The organism is Bradyrhizobium sp. BR13661 (assembly GCF_029892425.1).
Classification (GTDB): domain Bacteria; phylum Pseudomonadota; class Alphaproteobacteria; order Rhizobiales; family Xanthobacteraceae; genus Bradyrhizobium.
This window is the reverse complement of record NZ_JARXWB010000001.1, coordinates 83,451-101,671: the sequence shown is the minus strand read 5'-3', so window position 1 is coordinate 101,671 and position 18,221 is coordinate 83,451. Positions and strand designations below refer to the sequence as shown.

The window sequence follows — 18,221 nt, the reverse complement described above, 5'->3', positions numbered from 1 at the left end:
TGCCATGAAAGCCGAAATTCATCCGGATTATCATACGATTAAGGTCGTCATGACCGACGGAACCGAGTACCTGACCCGCTCCACCTGGGGCAAGGAAGGCGACACGCTGAACCTCGACATCGACCCGAAGTCGCACCCGGCCTGGACCGGCGGCAACGCCCAGCTGATGGATCGCGGCGGCCGCGTCTCGCGCTTCCAGAAGAAGTTTTCGGGCTTCCTCAAAAAGGATTGATCCTGGCCGAAAAGGCTGGAACCAAAAACGCCCCCGGGAGACCGGGGGCGTTTTTGTTTTTGGGGAACCGTGTCCCGGACGCGCTGCAACGCTCTTGCGTTGCTGCGCTGAGCCGGGACCCAGAAAGCCGCACACGTGACTGCCGCATGGGCCCCGGCTCTGCAGCGCACCGTCAAAGGGACGCTGCGCTGCGTCCGGGGCACGAGACCCGAGTTACGAGCGCCACGGCATCGGCGATGCGGCGGAGACCTTACCGACGCTCGAACGCCGCCTTCAGCGCGTTGAGCTGCGGCACCAGCGGGTTGCCGATCGCGATGTGATCGGTCGGCGGGGTGTGGATCGAGGTGTCGAGGCGACGCACGCGGGTCTGCAGGCTCATCGAGCGATTGATCAGCTCCTGGAGCTGCGCCGGCAGCTTCTCGATGGTGTCGGTGGGGCCGGGATCGGCGGCGGTGAGCTTGACCTTGGTCTTCTCGCGGTTGGCCTGGAGCAGCGTCATCTCGCCTTCCTTCACGGCGCGATGCAGCAGCAGCCACGAGGCAAGCTGCATCAGGCGCGTGGTCAGGCGCATGCTCTCGGTCGCGTAGGTGAGGCTGACCGCGCGGTCGAGCGCCTTGGCCTCGGTGCGGCCGGCACCGTCGAGATAGGCGGCGGTCTCTTCGACGAGATCCATGCCCTCGCGGAACAGGACGCCGAATGCCGCAGAATTGGTGAACCGCTCACTGAGTTGAACGAGAGCGCCTTCGGCCTGCAAACGTTCCATGGTTAACGCCCCTTACGCAACTGTTTACCTATCCGGCTTTGGCGCCGGCTTATGATGAACAAATCATTGCGCGGGGCGGACCGGGAGTCCAGCGACAAGCGCGGATATGGTTTCCGCGGGTCATTCCCCGGAATTCAACCGGAACGGGATGCCAAAATGGGAGGGCTTTTTGTTTTGGCGCGTTTTCATGACGCGAACCGGTATCCACTTCGCTCGAAAACGCTATAGGACGCAAAAAAAGAGCCGCCGGAAGACCGGCGGCTTTGAAAGTTGATAACAGGGAGGCGTCAAACAGAGTGGACAGGAGCCACTCGGTGTCCAAACGAGGACAGCTCCAGTCATAAACTCGAAAGCTTAATCGAGAGTAAACGAACGATTATTTTGAGGGTTCGTTAGCCATGTCGTTCATTGGCCGACGTGATCTCGTGCCCCGGACGCAGCGCAGCGCGTAGCGATGCGCTGCCGAGCCGGGGCCCAGTTCTTAGCGAACGTGCGTGGGGAGACATTGGTCCCGGTTCTGCGCAGCAGCGCCATCAGCGCGTTTACGCGCGTCTTCGACGCGCTATGGCGCCGCAGCACGCCCGGGACACGGGAGGAGAGATCAGAATCCTACGACTTGAAAAAACTATTGGCCGCATCGCGCGAGGCGCGCTTTTTGGTGGCGGCTTCTTCCAGCCTGGCGATCTCGGTCTTGAGCAGGGCGACGCGCTCGGTCAGCTCCTCGACCGACAAGAGTGAGAGATCCTGTCCGATCTCGTGGGTCACCTTCTTGCGCGGGCGGTCGTCGTCTTCCATCGGCATCGTCGTTGCTCCTGCGTCCGCGGGCCTGACCACACGGTTGAGGCGGTTGCCAGCTTGAACCGCGCTGGCTAAGCAAAGGCCTCGTACTCCCTCGCACCTTTGCTCAAGGATACATCATGGACAAGCTGCCCGCGCAAATGACTGTGGTCGCCATCTCCCGGCACGGCGGACCGGAGGTCCTGCTGCCGGAACAGCGTCCCGTGCCGCAGCCCGGCCCCGACGAGATCCTGGTCAAGGTGCAGGCCGCGGGCGTGAACCGGCCCGACGTGGCCCAGCGCTCCGGCGCCTATCCGCCGCCGCCCGGCGCCAGCGACCTGCCAGGTCTGGAAATTGCGGGTGAAGTGGTCGCTGTCGGCAGCAACGCCAAGCGGCACAAGGTCGGCGACAAGGTCATGTCGCTCGTCGCCGGCGGTGGCTACGCGCAGTACTGCATCGCGCAGGATGCCCAGGCGATGAGCGTGCCGCCCGCGCTGTCGATCAAGGAAGCCGGCGCGCTGCCGGAAACCCTGATGACGGTCTGGCACAATGTGTTCGAGCGTGGCGGACTTAAGGCCGGCGAAACGCTGCTGATCCATGGCGGCTCCTCCGGCATCGGCACGATGGCGATCCAGCTCGCCAAAGCGTTCGGCGCAAAGGTGTTCGTCACCGTCGGCTCGCAGGACAAGATCGATGCCTGCCTCAAGCTCGGCGCGGACCGCGCCATCAACTACAAGACCGAAGACTTCGTCGCCGTGGTGAAGGAAGAGACCGACAAGGTCGGCGTTAATCTGATCCTCGACATGGTCGCCGGCGAATATGTCGACCGCAACTATGACGCCGCCGCGGTCGACGGCCGCATCGTCCAGATCGCAACCCTCAACGGCCCCAAGGTCAGCGTCAACATTGCCAAGGTGATGGTGAAGCGGTTGACCCATACCGGCTCGACCTTGCGTCCCCGTAGTAATGCGGACAAGGCGGCGATGGTGGCTGCAATCGAGGCGAAAGTGATGCCGCTTTTGCGCGAGGGCCGGGTCAAGCCGCTGATGGACAGCGCTTTCCCGCTGGAAAAGGCATCCGACGCGCATCGGCGCATGGAAACCTCCGCACATATTGGCAAAATTGTGTTGGAGGTCTAGGCCGCTGGCTCACCAAACCTGCCGGAAACCCTTTGATTTTCTTGGCTTTCGTGGCATCTATCGCGACACACCGAACCACTTCTGTCCGGTGTGAAATCGCCTTCCACTGAAGAGTTTGCGTCGAACGCGGAGAACTGACCTTGCGTCTGATCAGGTGCCTCGCGCCCATCGCGCTGGGCCTCATGATTCTCGTCGCCGCGTCCCCTGCGCGCGCGCTTGACGCTGTCAGCGTCCGCAGCGACGCGCCCGCGATCGACCTCACCGGCGTGCTCGAGCATCAGCGCAGCGACGCCGACCGCATCCAGGTCTCCACCGCGCCCGGCACCGACGGCATCGTGCGCCGCATCGAGGTGCGCGCCCGTGAAGGCGGCCAGAACTGGGTGGTGTTCGCGCTTGCCAACAACACCGACGACCAGCTCGACCGCCTCATCGTCGCCCCGCATTATCGCATCGTATCCTCCGGCTTGCTGTGGCCCGACCTCGGGCTGTCGCGTATCGCGACCATCACGCCGTCGACCGGCGACCGGCCGGAGCGGCAGGAAAGCCCGACCGCCGACGTGTTCCGCATCACGCTCGACCCCGGCGCCGTCGTCACCTTCGTCGCGGAACTGCGCACCGATAAGCTGCCGCAGCTCTATCTGTGGGAGCCGGAAGCCTACAAGGACAAGGTCAACTCCTTCACGCTGTACCAGGGCATCGTGATCGGCATCTCCGGCCTGCTTGCGCTGGTTTTGACCATTCTGTTCGTGGTGAAGGGCAGCATCATGTTCCCGGCCGCCGCGGCGCTGGCCTGGGCGGTGCTGGTCTATATCGGCGTCGATTTCGGCTTCTGGGGCAAGGTGCTCGACATGTCGAACAACGCCGAGCGCATCTGGCGCGCGGCGGGTGAGGCGATATTGGCAGCAACGCTGCTGGTGTTCCTGTTCGCCTATCTCAATCTCAGCCGATGGCATGTGCGCTATTCTCACATCACGGTGGGCTGGCTCGCCTTCCTGGGCTCGCTGGTCGCGCTCGCTCTGTTCGATCCGGCCGTCGCTTCCGGCATCGCGCGCATCTCGCTGGTGCTGATCGCCTTCGCCGGCTTCGCGCTGATCGTCTACCTCTCCACCCACGGCTTCGATCGCGCGGTACTGCTGATCCCGACCTGGTTCCTCCTGGTGGTCTGGGTGGTCGCGGCCGGCATGACGGTGGCGGGCTCCGTCACCAACGACATCGTCGGCCCTGCCCTGCTCGGCGGTCTCGTGCTGATCGTGATGCTGATCGGCTTCACGGTGATGCAGCATGCCTTCGCCGGCGGCGGCGCCACCACGGGCGTCGTCTCCGACATCGAACGGCGCGCGCTCGCGCTGGCCGGTTCCGGCGATCTGATCTGGGACTGGGACGTCTCCGCCGACAAGGTGTTCACCAGCCCCGAGACGGAAGCCCTGCTCGGACTGAAGCGCGGTACCCTCGAAGGTCCGGCGGCGTCGTGGCTGGAGGTGCTGCACCCGCTCGACCAGGATCGTTTCCGCGCCGCGCTCGACAGCGTGCTCGACCAGCGCCGCGGCCGCCTGGTGCAGGATTTCCGCCTGCGCACGCCGGACGGTCATTTCATGTGGTTCGCGCTGAAGGCGCGCCCGGTGGTCGGCTCGGACGGCGAAGTCTCACGGGTGGTCGGCACGCTCACCGATGTCACCGAGCTGCGTAACGCCGAGGAACGCCTGCTGCACGATTCCGTGCACGACAACCTCACCGGCCTGCCTAACCGCAAGCTGTTCATGGACCGGCTCGGCGCCGTCGCGCATTTCGCCAAGACCATGCCGACGCTGCGCCCGACACTGATGGTGATCGACCTCGACCGCTTTAAGCAGGTCAACGATTCCGTCGGCATCGCGGTCGGCGATTCCATCCTGCTGACGCTGGCCCGCCGCCTGACCCGCATCCTGAAGCCGCAGGACACGCTGGCGCGGCTCGCCGGCGACCAGTTCGGCCTGATCCTGCTCTCGGAGCAGGACCCGGCCCGCATCACCGCCTTCGCGGAAACCATCCGCAAGACCATCCGCGCGCCGATCGCCTTCAATGACCGCGAGATCTTCCTGACGGCGTCGATCGGGCTGGCGCTCTCCGATCCGCAAACGCAACTGACTGACGAGATCATCAAGGACGCCGAGCTTGCGATGTATCACTCCAAGCGCATCGGCGGCGACCGCATCGACGTCTACAAGCCGGCGATGCGTGCACGGAAGACCGATCGCTTGACGCTGGAGAGCGAGCTGCGCCGCGCCATCGAGCGGCAGGAACTCACCATCCTGTACCAGCCGATCGTGCGGCTGGAGGATCGTTCGGTCGCCGGCTTCGAGGCGCTGGTGCGCTGGGATCATCCGAAGCTCGGGCGCATGGCGCCGTCGGAATTCATCACCATCGCCGAAGAGACCGGCCTGATCGTCGATCTCGGCATGTTCGTGCTCGACCAGACCGCCAAGCAGCTCTCGATCTGGCAGCGCGCGATGCGCTCGCGCGAGCCGATCTTCGCGAGCGTCAACGTCTCCTCGCGGCAATTGCTGCGCCACGATTTGATCCACGATATCCGCACCGTGCTGTCGCGCTCTTCGGTGGCGCGCGGCACGCTGAAGCTGGAACTCACGGAATCGCTGGTGATGGAGAATCCGGAGCACGCCGCGCAGATGCTGACGCGCATCCGCGAGCTCGGAACTGGATTATCGCTCGACGATTTCGGCACCGGGCATTCCTCGCTGGCCTATCTGCAGCGCTTCCCGTTCGACACCATCAAGATCGACCAGTCCTTCGTCCGCACCACCAATCGCGGGACGCGGCCGGTGATCCTGAAGTCGATCATCGCGCTCGCGCACGATCTCGGCATGGACGTGGTGGCGGAAGGCGCCGAGACCGATTCCGACGCGGTCGAGCTGTACCAACTGGGCTGCGAATACGCGCAGGGCTTTGCCTTCGGCGAGCCGATGGACGCCGACGCCGCGATGCGGCTGCTGACGGAAGTGCGGCTGGAAGCGGCGAGCTAGCCCGCATTTCTCACAGCGTTGGAGCGCATCGGGGCGGCGAAAGTTCTTTTGCGAGAAGGACTTTGCGATCGCCCATGGCAGCCTCCTCGATGCGCAGACTCCGACGGCTGCTGAATCGTCGCGATACCGAACCTTCCGCTCAGGCGGTCAGTTCGAGAATCAAGTTGACCGGCGTCTGCGCGGCACGCCGCAGGTTCGAGAACCCGGCGTCCCGCGCCACCTTGCGCAAGCGCTCTTCACCGGCCTGCGCGCCGAGGCCGAGCCCGACCTCCTGCGACAGCGAGTTCGGCGTGCACGCCATGGCCGACGCGGCGTAGAACATGCGGCCGATCGGATTCAGATTCTCCTCCAGGCGGTCGCCGGCATAGGGCTCGACCAGCAGCACCTTGCCGTCGGCCTTGAGCGCGCTGCGGCAGCGCGCGAGCGCGCCGACGGGATCGCCGAGGTCGTGCAGGCAATCCATGAAGCAGATGAGGTCGAAGTCGTGGCCGTCGAACTCGGTCGCCGCCTTCACTTCGAAGGTGATGTTGGCAGTCACGCCCTGCTCGGCGGCGCGCTGGCGTGCGGTCGCGATCGACGCGTCGTGATAGTCAAGCCCAATGAAGCTCGATTTGGGGAACGCTTGCGCCATCAGGATAGTGGATGCGCCATGCCCGCAGCCGATGTCGGCGACCCGGGCGCCGCGCTTCAGTCGCTCGATGACGCCGTCAAGCGCAGGCAGCCACGCGCTCACCAGATTCGCGCGATAGCCGGTGCGGAAGAAGCTCTCGGTGCCGCAGAACAGGCGATGATTGTGCGCATGCCAGCCCAGGCCTTCGCCCGAGCGGAAAGTCTCGACGATCTGGTTCTCGTCGAGCCAGAACGAGGCTGCGACCTCGAAAGCGGAGGCCATGAAAATGGGGCTTTGCTCCAGGGCCAGGACCATCGCCTGCGCAGGCGGTAGCGCGTAGGTCCGCTTCTCGGGATCGTAGGCGACATAGCCGCCGGCCGCTTGATTGGCGAGCCACTCGCGGACATACCGCTCGCGAATGCCAGTGGCTTCAGCGAGCGCCGGCGACGTACAGGCACCGAGTTCGGCCATCGCCTGATAGAGCCCGAGCTTGCGGCCTACATTCACCAGCACGCCGGAAAAGGCCGCACTCAGGTCGGTGACGACCTGACCGATGAAGGCTTCGATTTCGCTCGGTGAAGGCGATGGTGTAAACTGGGTCATGATCCGGTCCTTTCTGTATTAGCGCGGAGCGGTCGGTCGTTAACACCGCGCCGTCCCCTGATCGTCCCCCGGGTCGTCCTCCAGCAGCGCGCATGATTTAATGAGCGTATGCTGTGCCGCTTGAGATAGTCGGCAAAACAAGCGCGGTCTTGATAAACTCCGCCAAAGCGTTGCGGGATCATGCCAATGACGATGGAAAGACGCGCCGCGACTTGACGCGACCATCGCTAGGCGCGCGCGAACCCATTCCGAGAACATTGACCTGGATCAATGCCGCCTGCGGTCCAAGTGCACCGGGTGTTGTGCCGACTTGGAGGAAGTTCCAATGCGCACACTGGCCTTGACGATCTTGACGATGGGCATCGTCTTAACAGCGGGGCCTGCCCGGGCTCAGAGATACGATCCGGCCTTTCCCGTTTGTTTGTACGTCGTTTCTTTCGGAGCTACCCCCTACTACAGATGCAGCTATCAAACGATGGACGAATGCAGGGCGTCGGCCAACGGTCAGATGTGCGTCCTCAACCCGTACTACGCTGGTGCGACGGCGCCGATGAAAAGGAACAGTCGGCACGATCATCGCCAAGTCGGATCACGATCGGCCACGCAAGCTGGGACCAGATCATACGTGCCACCTAAGTCAGCGATCCGCTCACGGTCCGCACCGTACAATCAATTCAATGAACCGTATTATGGAGCTTCCCAAGGTTACGCGCCCGGCGAAAAGCAACGATTTCTCGAAAGCGTGCGACAAAGCCTCTAGACACGCCCGGTGCAGAATCTTGGCACTCATGCCGGCCGAAGAAACCTCGCTACCTCCGCCGGTCGCTCTTCAGCTTCGTGAATCGCACGGTCTGGCCGTCCGGCATCCGCGTGGCCTTGAAACCTGCCGCGAGGCAGGCTTCACGCTGGGGCATCTGGATGTCGGGGCTGCGCAGGCTGTCCCACCATGACGCACGGTTGGCCGCGCGCGGCAGGGCCGCGCCGATGATTTCCTCGATCTGCTCGAAGCTCAGCACGAACTCCGCCTGCTTCTGCCGTATCAGGTAATCGCGTAGCGCGTCGTAATCGTTCACCGCCGTCCTCTATCCCCTTGTCCGCGGTCTGATCTGCTCAAACGCGAGACCGGCGGAAACCAATCCTTAACTCATTGCAGCGTCGCCGTCGCGGCTTAAACACTATGCAAGATTTCAGGCGCATTCGTTAATGCCGGGAGCAAACGATGCTGTTGGGAAGGCGCGAAACCACGGCCCGCCGGCCCTGGCGTATTTCGGCGAAGCTGCTGATCATCTCGTCCATCGTGACGGTGATCGGCTTTTCCGCCATTTGCGTCAACGTCATGCTGGACATGCGCCGCGGCGAAGAGGCGCTGGCGCGCCAGACGCTGGAGAACCTGGCGACCTCGATCGACGCCGACATCAGCCGCAACATCGATATCTACGACCTCTCCCTGAAGGCGGTCGCCAGCAACATGCTGTTGCCCGAGATCAACACGGTCTCGAGGCCGATCCGCCAGCTGATCCTGTTCGACCACTCCACGACCGCCAAGCATTTCGGCGCCATCCAGGTGTTCGACGCCAGCGGCAATCTGACCATCGATGCCTCCACGCTCGATCCGCAACCGGAGAATCGCGCCGACGAGGAGTACTTCAGGGCCCATCGCGACAATCCCGACGTCGGACTTTTTATCAGCCGGCCGATGCTGTTCCGCGGCGCCTATTCGATCGTGCTGAGCCGACGGCTGAGCGGCACCGATGGCGGATTCGTGGGAGTCGTCGCCGGCTCCATCCGCTTCAGCTATTTCCACGAACTGTTCGAGCGGCTCAGCCTTGATCTCGAGGACACCATCACCGTGCTCAAGCGCGACCGCACCATCATGATGCGGCGGCCGTTCGATCTCGACATCATCGGCAAAAACCTGGGAACGCAGCAGGATTGGAAGTCCGAAAATCTCAGGGCCGGCGGATCCTACGCCGGAAGGGGGCCGGTGGACCCGACGCCGCGCCTTTACGTACGCAGCAGCGGCTCTGGTCCGCTGTTTGTCGTGGCCGGCAAGCCGCTGAGAGTGGTGTTCGCGCTGTGGCAGCGCGAAGCGCTGCGCATCGGCGCCGTGGTGCTGATGCTCTCCCTGTTCGTGCTGGGATCAGCGATCGTGCTCGCGCGTGAGATCAGCCGGCGCGCGGATGCCGAGAACAGGCTCGAGGAGATGGCGACGACCGACGCGCTCACGGGCCTGCGCAACCGCCGCAAGTTCGACCAGGTCATCGATACGGAATGGCGCCGCGCCATGCGCCAGAAGACGCAGGTCGCGCTCCTGATGATCGATGCCGATCACTTCAAGGCCTATAACGACACGTTCGGTCACCAGGCCGGCGACCAGGTGCTGGTTGGCATAGCCATCTGCATCTCGGACTCAGTGCGTCGCGCCGGCGACTGCGCCGCGCGCTATGGCGGCGAGGAGTTCGCCGTGCTGCTGCCGAACATTTCGGCGACCGAGGCGTTCAAGATCGCCGAGACCATCCGCGCCAAGGTGCTGGGCTGGTCCGACGGTGGCGCGGGATCAACCGTCTCCTGCGGCGTTGCCAGCCTCACGCCCACCGCCGGCATGGACTGGGCCGTCCTGGTCGCCGCGGCCGACAAGGCACTCTACGCCGCAAAAGCCGGCGGGCGGAATCAGTCGGTGGTCGCGAGCCTGCCGAAGCTGTCGCTGGTGGCGTAAGGCCTACTGCCCCAGATACTTCTTCATCTCCGCGATCAACCCCTCGCGCAGCTCCGGCCGCTTCAGGCCGTAGGCGATGTTGGCGCGGAGGAAGCCGGGCTTGGAGCCGCAATCATGCCGCTCGCCCTCGAACTCGACGCCGTAGAATTTTTGCGATTTGGCGAGGCCGATCATGGCGTCGGTGAGCTGGATCTCGCCGCCGGCGCCGCGCTCCTGCGTCTCCAGGATCTTGAAGATCTCGGGCTGGAGAATGTAGCGGCCGGTGATCGAGAGGTTGGAGGGCGCGGTGCCCTTGGCCGGCTTCTCGACCATGCCATCGACCTCGAACATCTTGCCGCTGCGCTTGCCGACGCCACAGATGCCATATTGGTGGGTGAGATGGTCGGGCACCGCCTCGACCGCGATCAGATTGGATTTCTCGCCGAGCGATGCGGCGGTCTCGATCATCTGTTTCAGGCAGCCGGGCGTGTTGAGCACGAGTTCGTCGGGCAACACCACCGCGAACGGCTCGTTGCCGACGATGTCGCGCGCGCACCAGACCGCATGGCCGAGGCCGAGCGGCGCCTGCTGCCGGGTGAAGCTGACGGCGCCGGCCTCCGGCTGGTTCTGCGCCAGAACATCCTGCTCGGCCTTCTTGCCGCGCGCAGCGAGCGTGGCGTCGAGCTCGTACATCCGGTCGAAATGATCTTCGATGACGCTTTTGTTACGGCCGGTGACGAAGATGAAGTGCTCGATGCCGGCTTCCCTCGCCTCGTCATAGACGTACTGGATCAGCGGCTTGTCGACGATGGTGAGCATTTCCTTCGGCATGGCCTTGGTGGCAGGCAGGACACGGGTGCCGAGGCCGGCGACTGGGAATACGGCTTTGCGGATTTTCATGGGATTGATCGAATACCTTGGAGCGCGCGTGAAAGAAGCAATGCCATCTTGCTAGCCGTTTTGCAGCCGGTAACAAAGGCGGATGTTGGGCTCGGTCTCGCAGAATTTGCGAAAAAGGTGACCAGCAAAAATTCACCTTTGTTAAGATATTGGCAACCGTAACCAGGCCTCCTGATGGCCGATTTTCGGCTGGACGGATGAGACATGAGGCAAGCGGTGGCAAGGTCAGCAAAACGCTGGGGAATGATGACCGGCGCAACAATGTTTGCGGCCGCGCTGCTGTTCCCCGCGGCCGCGCAGGCCCAGACGCAGAACGGCCTGTCAAAACTGTTCGGCGGTATTTTCTCCGGCTCGAACGCCGCGCCGTCGCAACCCGCACCCGCCTCCGGCGGCGCCCAAACGGGAGCTCAACCCTGGAGCGGCGAGGACGGCGCCTCCGGCCATCCGCTGATGACGGCCGCGGCGATCCGCGAGGCGGCCGGCAATTTCGACAATTGCGTTGCCGGCATGTGGCCTGATGCCGCACGGCGCAACATCACGCAGGAGAATTTTCAGCGCTTCACGGCTGGGCTCACGCCCGATCTGCGCATCATGGACCTGATGGATTCGCAGCCGGAATTCTCCAAGTCGATCTGGGACTATCTCGACATCCTCGTGAACGATAACCGCCTCGCCAAGGGCAAGGAAGTCCTCGCCAAATACAAGGCGCAGTTCGACGCGACCGAGAAAGCCTATGGTGTGGATCGCTACATCATCGCCGCGATCTGGGGCATCGAATCCAATTATTCGACGCAGATGGGCGACCGCAGCGTGCTGCAATCGACCGCGACGCTTGCCTGCATCGGCCGCCGCCAGGCCTATTTCAAGGACGAGTTCCTCTCGGCGCTGGAGATCCTCAATCGCGGCGATCTCAGGCCCGAACAGATGCGCGGCTCCTGGGCCGGCGCGTTCGGCCCGACGCAATTCATGCCGACCGCTTTCAAGCGCTTTGCCGTGGACGGCGACGGCGACGGACGGCGCGACGTCGTCGACAATCCGACCGATTTGATCGCATCCACCGCCAACAATCTGAAGAAGGACGGCTGGCAGAGCGGCCAGACCTGGGGCTACGAGGTCGTGGTGCCCCAGGGCTTCAATTACATGCTGGCCGACCGCGCCAAGATGATGACGATCGCGCAGTGGGAGAAGCTCGGGCTCAAGCGCCCGACAAATCAGCCCTTCCCGCATCCGGCGGAGAAGGCCTATCTGCTGGCGCCGGCCGGCGCGCAGGGGCCCGGCTTCCTGATGCTGCAGAACTTCCGGGTCATCATGAAATACAACCCGGCCGAGGCCTATGCGATGGCGATCGGCCATTTCGCCGACCGCCTGCGCGGGGGGCAGCCCTTCGTGCAGCCGTGGCCGCGGCAGGAGCGGGAGCTATCCCGCACCGAGCGGCTGGAACTGCAGCAGCTGCTGGTCCAGCGCGGCTTCTACAAGGGCACCCCGGACGGCCAGTTCGGCGGCCAGACCCGGGACGCACTGCGCAACTTCCAGGCCTCGATCGGGGTCCCCGCGGACGGATTTGCCTCCTCCGACGTGCTGGACCGGCTGCGCGGGCGGTAAAAACGGCCTGAAAGTAACCCTGAGCGGCGATTCTGCCCCCTCAGCGGTGTATGGCACCAAGATTCTGCAAGAGAATTTGCCCGTTTGGCGCCCGATTCCGTTAGTATAACGACCTACTTCCAGACCCCGTTGCGCGCGCAAAAGATCGCATGTCGAAGCCAAAATCCTTTTTCAAGGCGCTGACCGAAACCGGCCCGCTGATCGCGCTGGGGACGGCGCTTGCGATCCTGGTCTCGATCGCGGGCTCGTCCGCCTCGGCGCAGGGGTTCTTCAACTTCCCCGGCTTCGGCCCGCCGCAGCGCCAGGCCCCGCAACGCGGTGGTGGTGGCGGCGGCGGTGGTTGGGGCGATTTCTTCGCGCCGTTCCAGCAGCAGCAGCCGCAGGCTCCGCGCCAGGATTTTTCGCGCGCCCCGGCGCCCGCCAAGCGCGACACCATTCCGGACAAGAACGTGCTGGTGATCGGCGACGCCATGGCCGACTGGCTCGCCTATGGCCTGGAAGACGCCTACACCGAGCAGCCCGACATGGGCGTGATCCGCAAGCACAAGACGACCTCGGGCCTGATCAAGTACCAGCCGAAGGGTGAGCCTTCGGACTGGGCGGCGGCCGCCAAGGGCATCCTCGACACCGAGAAGCCCGACGTCATCGTCGTCATGCTCGGCCTCAACGATCGCATCTCGATCCGCGAACCCGTGGTCGACAAGCCGGCGGACAAGGATAAGGACAAAGACAAGAAGAACGACAAGGGCGCGCGTGCCAAGCCGCAAGGAAAAGGTGACGCCAAACCGGACGCCGCGGCCAAGCCCGAGGACAAGCCTGTCGACACCGACCTGCCGCAGGACGACGCAGACAACGCGGACGCGCCGGTTGCCGCGCCCGAGAAGACCGCGCGCAACCCGAACGGCCTCTACGAATTCCGCGACGACCACTGGGTCGAACTCTACAACAAGAAGATCGAGGAACTCGCGAACGTTCTCAAAGCCAAGGGCGTACCGGTGCTCTGGGTTGGCCTGCCCGCGATCCGCGGGCCGAAGGGCACTGCGGACATGCTGTTCCTGGATTCGCTCTATCGCGAGGGTGCGGCGAAGGCCGGCATCACCTATGTCGATGTCTGGGACGGCTTTGTCGACGAAGCCGGCCGCTTCCTGCAGAAGGGCCCCGACTTCGAAGGCCAGATCCGCCAGCTCCGCAGCGGTGACGGCGTATTCTTCACCAAACCCGGCGCGCGCAAGCTCGCGCATTACGTCGAGCGCGAGATCACGCGTCTGCTCGCAGGCCGGTCTGGACCGATCGCGCTGCCGAGCGAGCCGGCGACGCCGGACACCAGCGCCGAGCCCGGCAAGCCCGCGCCGCGGCCGCTTGCCGGCCCGATCGTGCCGCTGGTTGCGGCCTCGATCTCGACCGATCAATTGCTGGGTGGCCCCGGCACGCGGCCTGCAGCCGTCGATGCACTCGCTGCGAGAACAATGGTGAAGGGCGAGCCGCTGGCCGCGCCCGCTGGCCGTGCTGACGACTATTCCTGGCCGCGCCGCGAAGTCGGCCGCGAGCAGGCCAAGGGCGATACGCCGGTTGCGGCCACGACGCCTGACGGTGGTGCCGCAGTTCCCGGTACGCCGGGGGCAGCCGCTGCCATCGCGCCACCCAAGCCGCTCGCACCGAAGAAGCCGACGCCGCAGCAGCAACCGGCACAGGCGACGCCGTCCCTGCGTGACTTCTTCGGCTTCGGCTCGCCGCAGCCCGCGCCGCGCCAGCTGGCGCCGGCACCGCGCAACCCGAATCCGAACCCTGCGATCCCGCGTCCGCCCGGCAATGTCGGGCGTTCGGCGGAGGTTCGGTAGGCGCAGTCGTTCCGAGGCGCGCGAAGCGCGAGCGCCACCGTCAATGTCGATGAATGGATTCCGGGCTCGCGCCAAGCGGCGCGCCCCGGAATGACGCACGGCTCAGCCGTAATAGCGCCAGCGCGGCGGGGGACGACGTGCAGGGCGCGACATCAGCAGCGCGAGTGCGAAGCCGATGCCGCCGGCGACAAGCAACGCACCGAGCGGATTGTCCTGCACCTTCTGCGAGATCGCCTGCGAGCCGCCGCGAAGCGTCTCGCCGCTGTTCTCATAGGCATCCTTGGCGTAGTTCGTCGCGGTGTCTGCGGCGTCGCGCACGGCATCCTTCGCCTGGCCGTAGATATTCTGCACGGTGCCTGCAGCTTCGCGCGCCTTGCCCGATGCCTGTGTCTGCGCATCGCCTGCCATGTCTCCGATGGCGCCTTCCGCGCGTCCGGCGAATTCCTTTGCCGAGCCGACGATCCTGTCCTTGTCCATGATGCTCCTCCTCGGGGGTCTGCCCAAGTAACCGATCAGGACGAGCGCAGTTCCACAGCTACTTGGAGTTTGGCCTAGAGAATAAGCCCGCCATCGATCACGAGCGTCTGTCCAATCATGTACGAAGACAACGGCGAGGCCAGGAACAGTGCCGCGCCCGCCATGTCGGCCGGCGTGCCCAATCGCCGCAGCGGAATTCGCGCGAGCGCGCCTTCGAGCCGCTTGGGATTGTCGGTCGTCACCTTCGTCATCTTGGTGTCGACGAGGCCGGGCGCGATACCGTTGACGCGGATGCCGTCCTCGGCCCAGGCCTCACCGAGCGTTCGCGTCAATCCGACCGCGCCCGTCTTCGAGGCATTGTAAGCGGGATTGCCCATGGTGGAATGATAGGCCGCGGTCGAGGACACCATGATCAGCGCGCCCTTGGATTCCCGCAACATGGAATGAAACCGCGTCGCGCACGCCATCAGGCTCATCAGATTGACCTCGACCACCTTGCGAAAGCCCGCCATCTCGAACTCGCCGCGGCGATAGATCACCGCGCCTTGCGCGAGCACGAGGATGTCGAGCTTGTCGAAGGACGGCTCGAACGCCTCGATCGCGCCAGCATTGCCGACATCGAGCTGCGCGTAGGCAAGACCGGTGAGATCGGAGCCCTCCTCCGGCGAATATTCCGCTGCGCGAGCCCGCGTACCGCACACCGCAACGTGCGCGCCCCTCGTGCGAAAGGCCTGTGCGATCCCGTTACCGATACCGCTGGAACCACCGACGACCAGCACCTGCTTGCCAGAGAAATCGAGTTCGTTCGCCATCGCGGCCTCCCCTTTTGTTTTGCTTGTTTGACCTGTCTGCGGATCGATGCCAGCCTTGTCCATCTCATAACAAGAAACAAGAGACCGCGAGGAAACAGCATGTCCGAATTCAAAGAGCTCAGCCGCTCCGTGAAGGGCCTGACCGTTCTCGTCACCGGCGCCGCCAGCGGCATGGGGCGCGCGACCGCGCGCGTGTTCGCAGCCGAAGGCGCAAACGTTGCCGTCACAGATTCCGACGAGCAAGGCGCGCAGGCCGTTGCCAAGGAGATCGCGACAAGCGGTGGAACGGCGAAGGCGTGGAAGCTCGACGTCGCCGATGGTGGCGAGATCAAGCGCGTGGTTGGCGACGTCGTCGCGCATTTCGGCGGGCTCGACATCGTCGTCAACAATGCCGGCATCTCCGTGCGGGTCGCGATCGACGATGAGGCTTACGAAGACGCCTGGGCTAGGGGCATCGCGGTGATGCTGACGGCACATCCGCGCATCATCCGCGCCGCGTTGCCGCACTTGCGCAAGTCGAAGTCCCCGCGCATCGTCAACATCGCCTCGACCGAGGCACTCGGCGCCACCGCGTTGCACAGCCCCTACTCCGCTGCGAAAGGTGGCGTCGCGAGCCTCACCCGCTCGCTCGCGGTCGAACTCGGCCGTGAAGGCATCACCGTCAACTGCATCTGCCCGGGCCCGATCCGCACTGCCATCACCGATCGCATCTCGGAAGAGCACAAGACCATCTACGCCAAGCGCCGCACCGCACTGGGACGTTACGGCGATCCTGAAGAGGTCGCGCATATGACGCTGAGCCTGTGCCTGCCGGCGGCATCATTCCTCACCGGCGCCGTGATCCCGGTCGACGGCGGGTTGATGGCGCGGAACGCGTAAGAGCCATGCACGTAGAGCGTTGACATCATCAGGCGCCGGAGTAGCTTTTTCGATGGCAGAGCGGACCAACCGCTCGCGGTTCGCGGGAGATGCGCCATGACGATCGCCATCCGGCAGCTTCAGAAGCATTTTGCCGGCGAGGTTTCCGGCCTCGACCTGCGAAAGCCTCTTACGCCGGATGAGGCCCGTGAGGTCGAGGCCGCCATGGACAAATATGCGGTGCTCGTCTTCCACGACCAGGACATCACTGATGAGCAGCAGATGGCCTTCGCGCTGAACTTCGGCCAGCGCGAGGATGCCCGCGGTGGCACGGTGACGAAGGAAAAGGACTACCGGCTCCAGTCCGGCCTCAACGACGTCTCCAATCTCGGCAAGGACGGCAAGCCGCTGGCAAAGGACAGCCGTACGCATCTGTTCAATCTCGGCAACTGCCTCTGGCATTCCGACAGCTCGTTCCGCCCCATCCCCGCAAAGTTCTCGCTGCTTTCCGCGCGCGTCGTGAACCCGAAGGGCGGCAACACCGAATTTGCCGATATGCGTGCGGCCTATGACGCGCTCGACGACGAGACCAAGGCGGAGATCGATGATCTCGTCTGCGAGCATTCGCTGATGTATTCCCGGGGATCGCTTGGCTTCACCGAATACACGGACGACGAAAAGGCGATGTTCAAGCCGGTGCTGCAACGGCTGGTGCGGACGCACCCCGTGCATCGCCGCAAGTCGCTCTATCTCTCATCGCATGCCGGCAAGATCGTCGGCATGAGCGTGCCGGAGGGCCGGCTCTTGCTGCGCGATCTCAACGAACATGCGACGCAGCCGGAGTTTGTCTACGTCCACAAATGGAAGCTGCATGATCTCGTGATGTGGGACAACCGCCAGACCATGCACCGCGTCCGCCGCTACGACCAGTCGCAGCCCCGCGACATGCGCCGGGCCACGGTGGCGGGGACCGAGCCGACGGTGCAGCAGCAGGCGGCGGAGTAGGTCGCTGTCGGTGCGGCGAAGGCCTTGGTTATCTCGTCGTCCTGGACAAGCGAGCAAAGCGAGCGCTGATCCAGGACCCATTACCACCGAACACAGTTTGGCGAAGGCTGGTTGTGACCAGCCGCCTCAAACTGCAGCTTGGGGTAATGGGTCCTGGCTTTCGCCAGGACGACATTGGAGCGCTACGCGTGCCCGGCCTCGTTCGACAGCATCCCAGGATCAATCCCGATCTTGCGCAGGGCGCGGCCGTATTTCTCGTCGACGTCGTCGCCGAAGATCAGATCCGCATCCGCGTCGCAATGCAGCCAGCCATTGCTCTGAATCTCGGTCTCGAGCTGGCCCGGCGCCCAGCCGGCATAGCCGAGCGCGAGAATGGCGTGCTTGGGGCCGGAGCCGTTGGCGATCGCGCGCAGAATGTCGACGGTCGCGGTGAGGCAAACGCCGTCGTCGATTCGCAGTGTCGCGTGCTCGATATAGAAATCGCTGGAATGCAGCACAAAGCCGCGACCGGTGTCGACCGGGCCGCCAGCCAGCACCTTCATGCTCTCGGCATTTTCGGGCAGCTTGATGTGCTCGCCCTTCTTGATGATGCCGAGCTGCTCCAGCAGCTCCGGAAAATCGATGCTGCCGGCCGGATGATTGACGATGATACCCATCGCGCCCTCGGCGGAATGCGCACAAAGATAGATCACCGAGCGCTCAAAGCGGGAGTCGCCCATGACAGGCATCGCGATCAGGAGCCGTCCGTCGAGATAACTGGCCGAACTGGGGAGCCCCGCGCCGCGGGTGCTTTCGCCCGTCCTCTTGCCTGTGGGAGCCATCGGTGAAGCACTCCGGTTTCAATTCCTATCCTGATGTCGGGCCGGGCGGCTGTCAAATCAAGGCTTGCAGAG

The 18,221-nt window shown here is 64.3% G+C and carries 17 protein-coding genes; 9 read left to right on the top strand and 8 right to left on the bottom strand.

Annotated elements, in window-relative coordinates; genetic code table 11:
• Window positions 1-4: 4 nt before the first annotated feature.
• Complete coding sequence (gene rpmE / locus M2427_RS00475; protein ID WP_027530154.1) at window positions 5-232, top strand: 50S ribosomal protein L31; 228 nt, start codon at window positions 5-7, stop codon at window positions 230-232.
• 250 nt (window positions 233-482) lie between these two features.
• On the opposite strand, the gene M2427_RS00470 is transcribed toward rpmE, so the two are convergent.
• Together M2427_RS00470 and M2427_RS00465 are read right to left on the bottom strand one after the other, a co-directional pair.
• Window positions 483-995, bottom strand: a complete 513-nt coding sequence (locus tag M2427_RS00470) for a DUF1465 family protein (protein ID WP_280704077.1) — start codon at window positions 993-995, stop codon at window positions 483-485.
• Between the two features lie 609 nt (window positions 996-1,604).
• Entirely contained in the window at window positions 1,605-1,796 is a 192-nt protein-coding gene (locus M2427_RS00465) for a DUF1192 domain-containing protein (RefSeq protein ID WP_271582459.1), read from the bottom strand.
• Window positions 1,797-1,912: 116 nt separating this feature from the next.
• Between M2427_RS00465 and M2427_RS00460 the strand changes: the two genes are divergently transcribed.
• Together M2427_RS00460 and M2427_RS00455 are read left to right on the top strand one after the other, a co-directional pair.
• Window positions 1,913-2,911 carry an NAD(P)H-quinone oxidoreductase gene (locus M2427_RS00460; protein ID WP_280704076.1) on the top strand — a complete coding sequence of 333 codons (999 nt, stop codon included), beginning with the start codon at window positions 1,913-1,915 and terminating at the stop codon, window positions 2,909-2,911.
• A 140-nt stretch (window positions 2,912-3,051) separates the two neighbouring features.
• A complete protein-coding gene (locus tag M2427_RS00455; protein WP_280704075.1) occupies window positions 3,052-5,928 on the top strand; it encodes an EAL domain-containing protein in 2,877 nt (958 codons plus the stop codon).
• Window positions 5,929-6,067: 139 nt separating this feature from the next.
• On the opposite strand, the gene M2427_RS00450 is transcribed toward M2427_RS00455, so the two are convergent.
• Entirely contained in the window at window positions 6,068-7,141 is a 1,074-nt protein-coding gene (locus M2427_RS00450) for a class I SAM-dependent methyltransferase (RefSeq protein WP_280704074.1), read from the bottom strand.
• Between the two features lie 325 nt (window positions 7,142-7,466).
• Between M2427_RS00450 and M2427_RS00445 the strand changes: the two genes are divergently transcribed.
• A complete protein-coding gene (locus M2427_RS00445) occupies window positions 7,467-7,901 on the top strand; it encodes a DUF3551 domain-containing protein (protein WP_280704073.1) in 435 nt (144 codons plus the stop codon).
• A gap of 49 nt (window positions 7,902-7,950) precedes the next feature.
• Here M2427_RS00445 and M2427_RS00440 read toward each other — a convergent pair whose 3' ends face one another.
• The gene (locus M2427_RS00440) at window positions 7,951-8,214 is read right to left on the bottom strand and encodes a hypothetical protein (protein ID WP_280704072.1); all 264 of its coding nucleotides are present in this window, start codon (window positions 8,212-8,214) and stop codon (window positions 7,951-7,953) included.
• A gap of 146 nt (window positions 8,215-8,360) precedes the next feature.
• On the opposite strand from M2427_RS00440, the gene M2427_RS00435 reads away from it, so the two are divergent.
• On the top strand, window positions 8,361-9,857 hold the full coding sequence (locus M2427_RS00435) for a sensor domain-containing diguanylate cyclase (RefSeq protein ID WP_280704071.1): 1,497 nt from the start codon (window positions 8,361-8,363) through the stop codon (window positions 9,855-9,857).
• Window positions 9,858-9,860: 3 nt separating this feature from the next.
• On the opposite strand, the gene M2427_RS00430 is transcribed toward M2427_RS00435, so the two are convergent.
• On the bottom strand, window positions 9,861-10,736 hold the full coding sequence (locus M2427_RS00430; RefSeq protein WP_280704070.1) for a UTP--glucose-1-phosphate uridylyltransferase: 876 nt from the start codon (window positions 10,734-10,736) through the stop codon (window positions 9,861-9,863).
• A 246-nt stretch (window positions 10,737-10,982) separates the two neighbouring features.
• Between M2427_RS00430 and M2427_RS00425 the strand changes: the two genes are divergently transcribed.
• Window positions 10,983-12,338, top strand: coding sequence for a lytic murein transglycosylase (locus M2427_RS00425; protein ID WP_280704069.1), 1,356 nt, complete (start codon window positions 10,983-10,985; stop codon window positions 12,336-12,338).
• A 149-nt stretch (window positions 12,339-12,487) separates the two neighbouring features.
• Window positions 12,488-14,176 (top strand): SGNH family hydrolase, encoded by a 1,689-nt coding sequence (locus tag M2427_RS00420; RefSeq protein WP_280704068.1) that lies wholly within the window; start codon window positions 12,488-12,490, stop codon window positions 14,174-14,176.
• A gap of 102 nt (window positions 14,177-14,278) precedes the next feature.
• On the opposite strand, the gene M2427_RS00415 is transcribed toward M2427_RS00420, so the two are convergent.
• Both M2427_RS00415 and M2427_RS00410 read right to left on the bottom strand, forming a co-directional pair.
• Window positions 14,279-14,653 (bottom strand): CsbD family protein, encoded by a 375-nt coding sequence (locus M2427_RS00415; RefSeq protein ID WP_280704067.1) that lies wholly within the window; start codon window positions 14,651-14,653, stop codon window positions 14,279-14,281.
• Window positions 14,654-14,727: 74 nt separating this feature from the next.
• On the bottom strand, window positions 14,728-15,465 hold the full coding sequence (locus tag M2427_RS00410) for an SDR family oxidoreductase (protein WP_280704066.1): 738 nt from the start codon (window positions 15,463-15,465) through the stop codon (window positions 14,728-14,730).
• Between the two features lie 99 nt (window positions 15,466-15,564).
• Between M2427_RS00410 and M2427_RS00405 the strand changes: the two genes are divergently transcribed.
• The gene (locus tag M2427_RS00405) at window positions 15,565-16,344 is read left to right on the top strand and encodes an SDR family NAD(P)-dependent oxidoreductase (RefSeq protein WP_280704065.1); all 780 of its coding nucleotides are present in this window, start codon (window positions 15,565-15,567) and stop codon (window positions 16,342-16,344) included.
• Window positions 16,345-16,440: 96 nt separating this feature from the next.
• Entirely contained in the window at window positions 16,441-17,328 is an 888-nt protein-coding gene (locus M2427_RS00400; RefSeq protein ID WP_280704064.1) for a TauD/TfdA family dioxygenase, read from the top strand.
• A gap of 182 nt (window positions 17,329-17,510) precedes the next feature.
• On the opposite strand, the gene M2427_RS00395 is transcribed toward M2427_RS00400, so the two are convergent.
• Entirely contained in the window at window positions 17,511-18,149 is a 639-nt protein-coding gene (locus M2427_RS00395; protein WP_280704063.1) for a YqgE/AlgH family protein, read from the bottom strand.
• Between the last annotated feature and the right edge of the window lie 72 nt (window positions 18,150-18,221).

Coding starts and splice junctions, on each gene's coding strand:
- rpmE (WP_027530154.1), top strand. CDS start 5: ATGAAAGCCGAAATTCATCCGGATTATCATACGATTAAGGTCGTCATG.
- M2427_RS00470 (WP_280704077.1), bottom strand. CDS start 995: ATGGAACGTTTGCAGGCCGAAGGCGCTCTCGTTCAACTCAGTGAGCGG.
- M2427_RS00465 (WP_271582459.1), bottom strand. CDS start 1,796: ATGCCGATGGAAGACGACGACCGCCCGCGCAAGAAGGTGACCCACGAG.
- M2427_RS00460 (WP_280704076.1), top strand. CDS start 1,913: ATGGACAAGCTGCCCGCGCAAATGACTGTGGTCGCCATCTCCCGGCAC.
- M2427_RS00450 (WP_280704074.1), bottom strand. CDS start 7,141: ATGACCCAGTTTACACCATCGCCTTCACCGAGCGAAATCGAAGCCTTC.
- M2427_RS00445 (WP_280704073.1), top strand. CDS start 7,467: ATGCGCACACTGGCCTTGACGATCTTGACGATGGGCATCGTCTTAACA.
- M2427_RS00435 (WP_280704071.1), top strand. CDS start 8,361: ATGCTGTTGGGAAGGCGCGAAACCACGGCCCGCCGGCCCTGGCGTATT.
- M2427_RS00430 (WP_280704070.1), bottom strand. CDS start 10,736: ATGAAAATCCGCAAAGCCGTATTCCCAGTCGCCGGCCTCGGCACCCGT.
- M2427_RS00425 (WP_280704069.1), top strand. CDS start 10,983: ATGACCGGCGCAACAATGTTTGCGGCCGCGCTGCTGTTCCCCGCGGCC.
- M2427_RS00420 (WP_280704068.1), top strand. CDS start 12,488: ATGTCGAAGCCAAAATCCTTTTTCAAGGCGCTGACCGAAACCGGCCCG.
- M2427_RS00415 (WP_280704067.1), bottom strand. CDS start 14,653: ATGGACAAGGACAGGATCGTCGGCTCGGCAAAGGAATTCGCCGGACGC.
- M2427_RS00410 (WP_280704066.1), bottom strand. CDS start 15,465: ATGGCGAACGAACTCGATTTCTCTGGCAAGCAGGTGCTGGTCGTCGGT.
- M2427_RS00405 (WP_280704065.1), top strand. CDS start 15,565: ATGTCCGAATTCAAAGAGCTCAGCCGCTCCGTGAAGGGCCTGACCGTT.
- M2427_RS00400 (WP_280704064.1), top strand. CDS start 16,441: ATGACGATCGCCATCCGGCAGCTTCAGAAGCATTTTGCCGGCGAGGTT.
- M2427_RS00395 (WP_280704063.1), bottom strand. CDS start 18,149: ATGGCTCCCACAGGCAAGAGGACGGGCGAAAGCACCCGCGGCGCGGGG.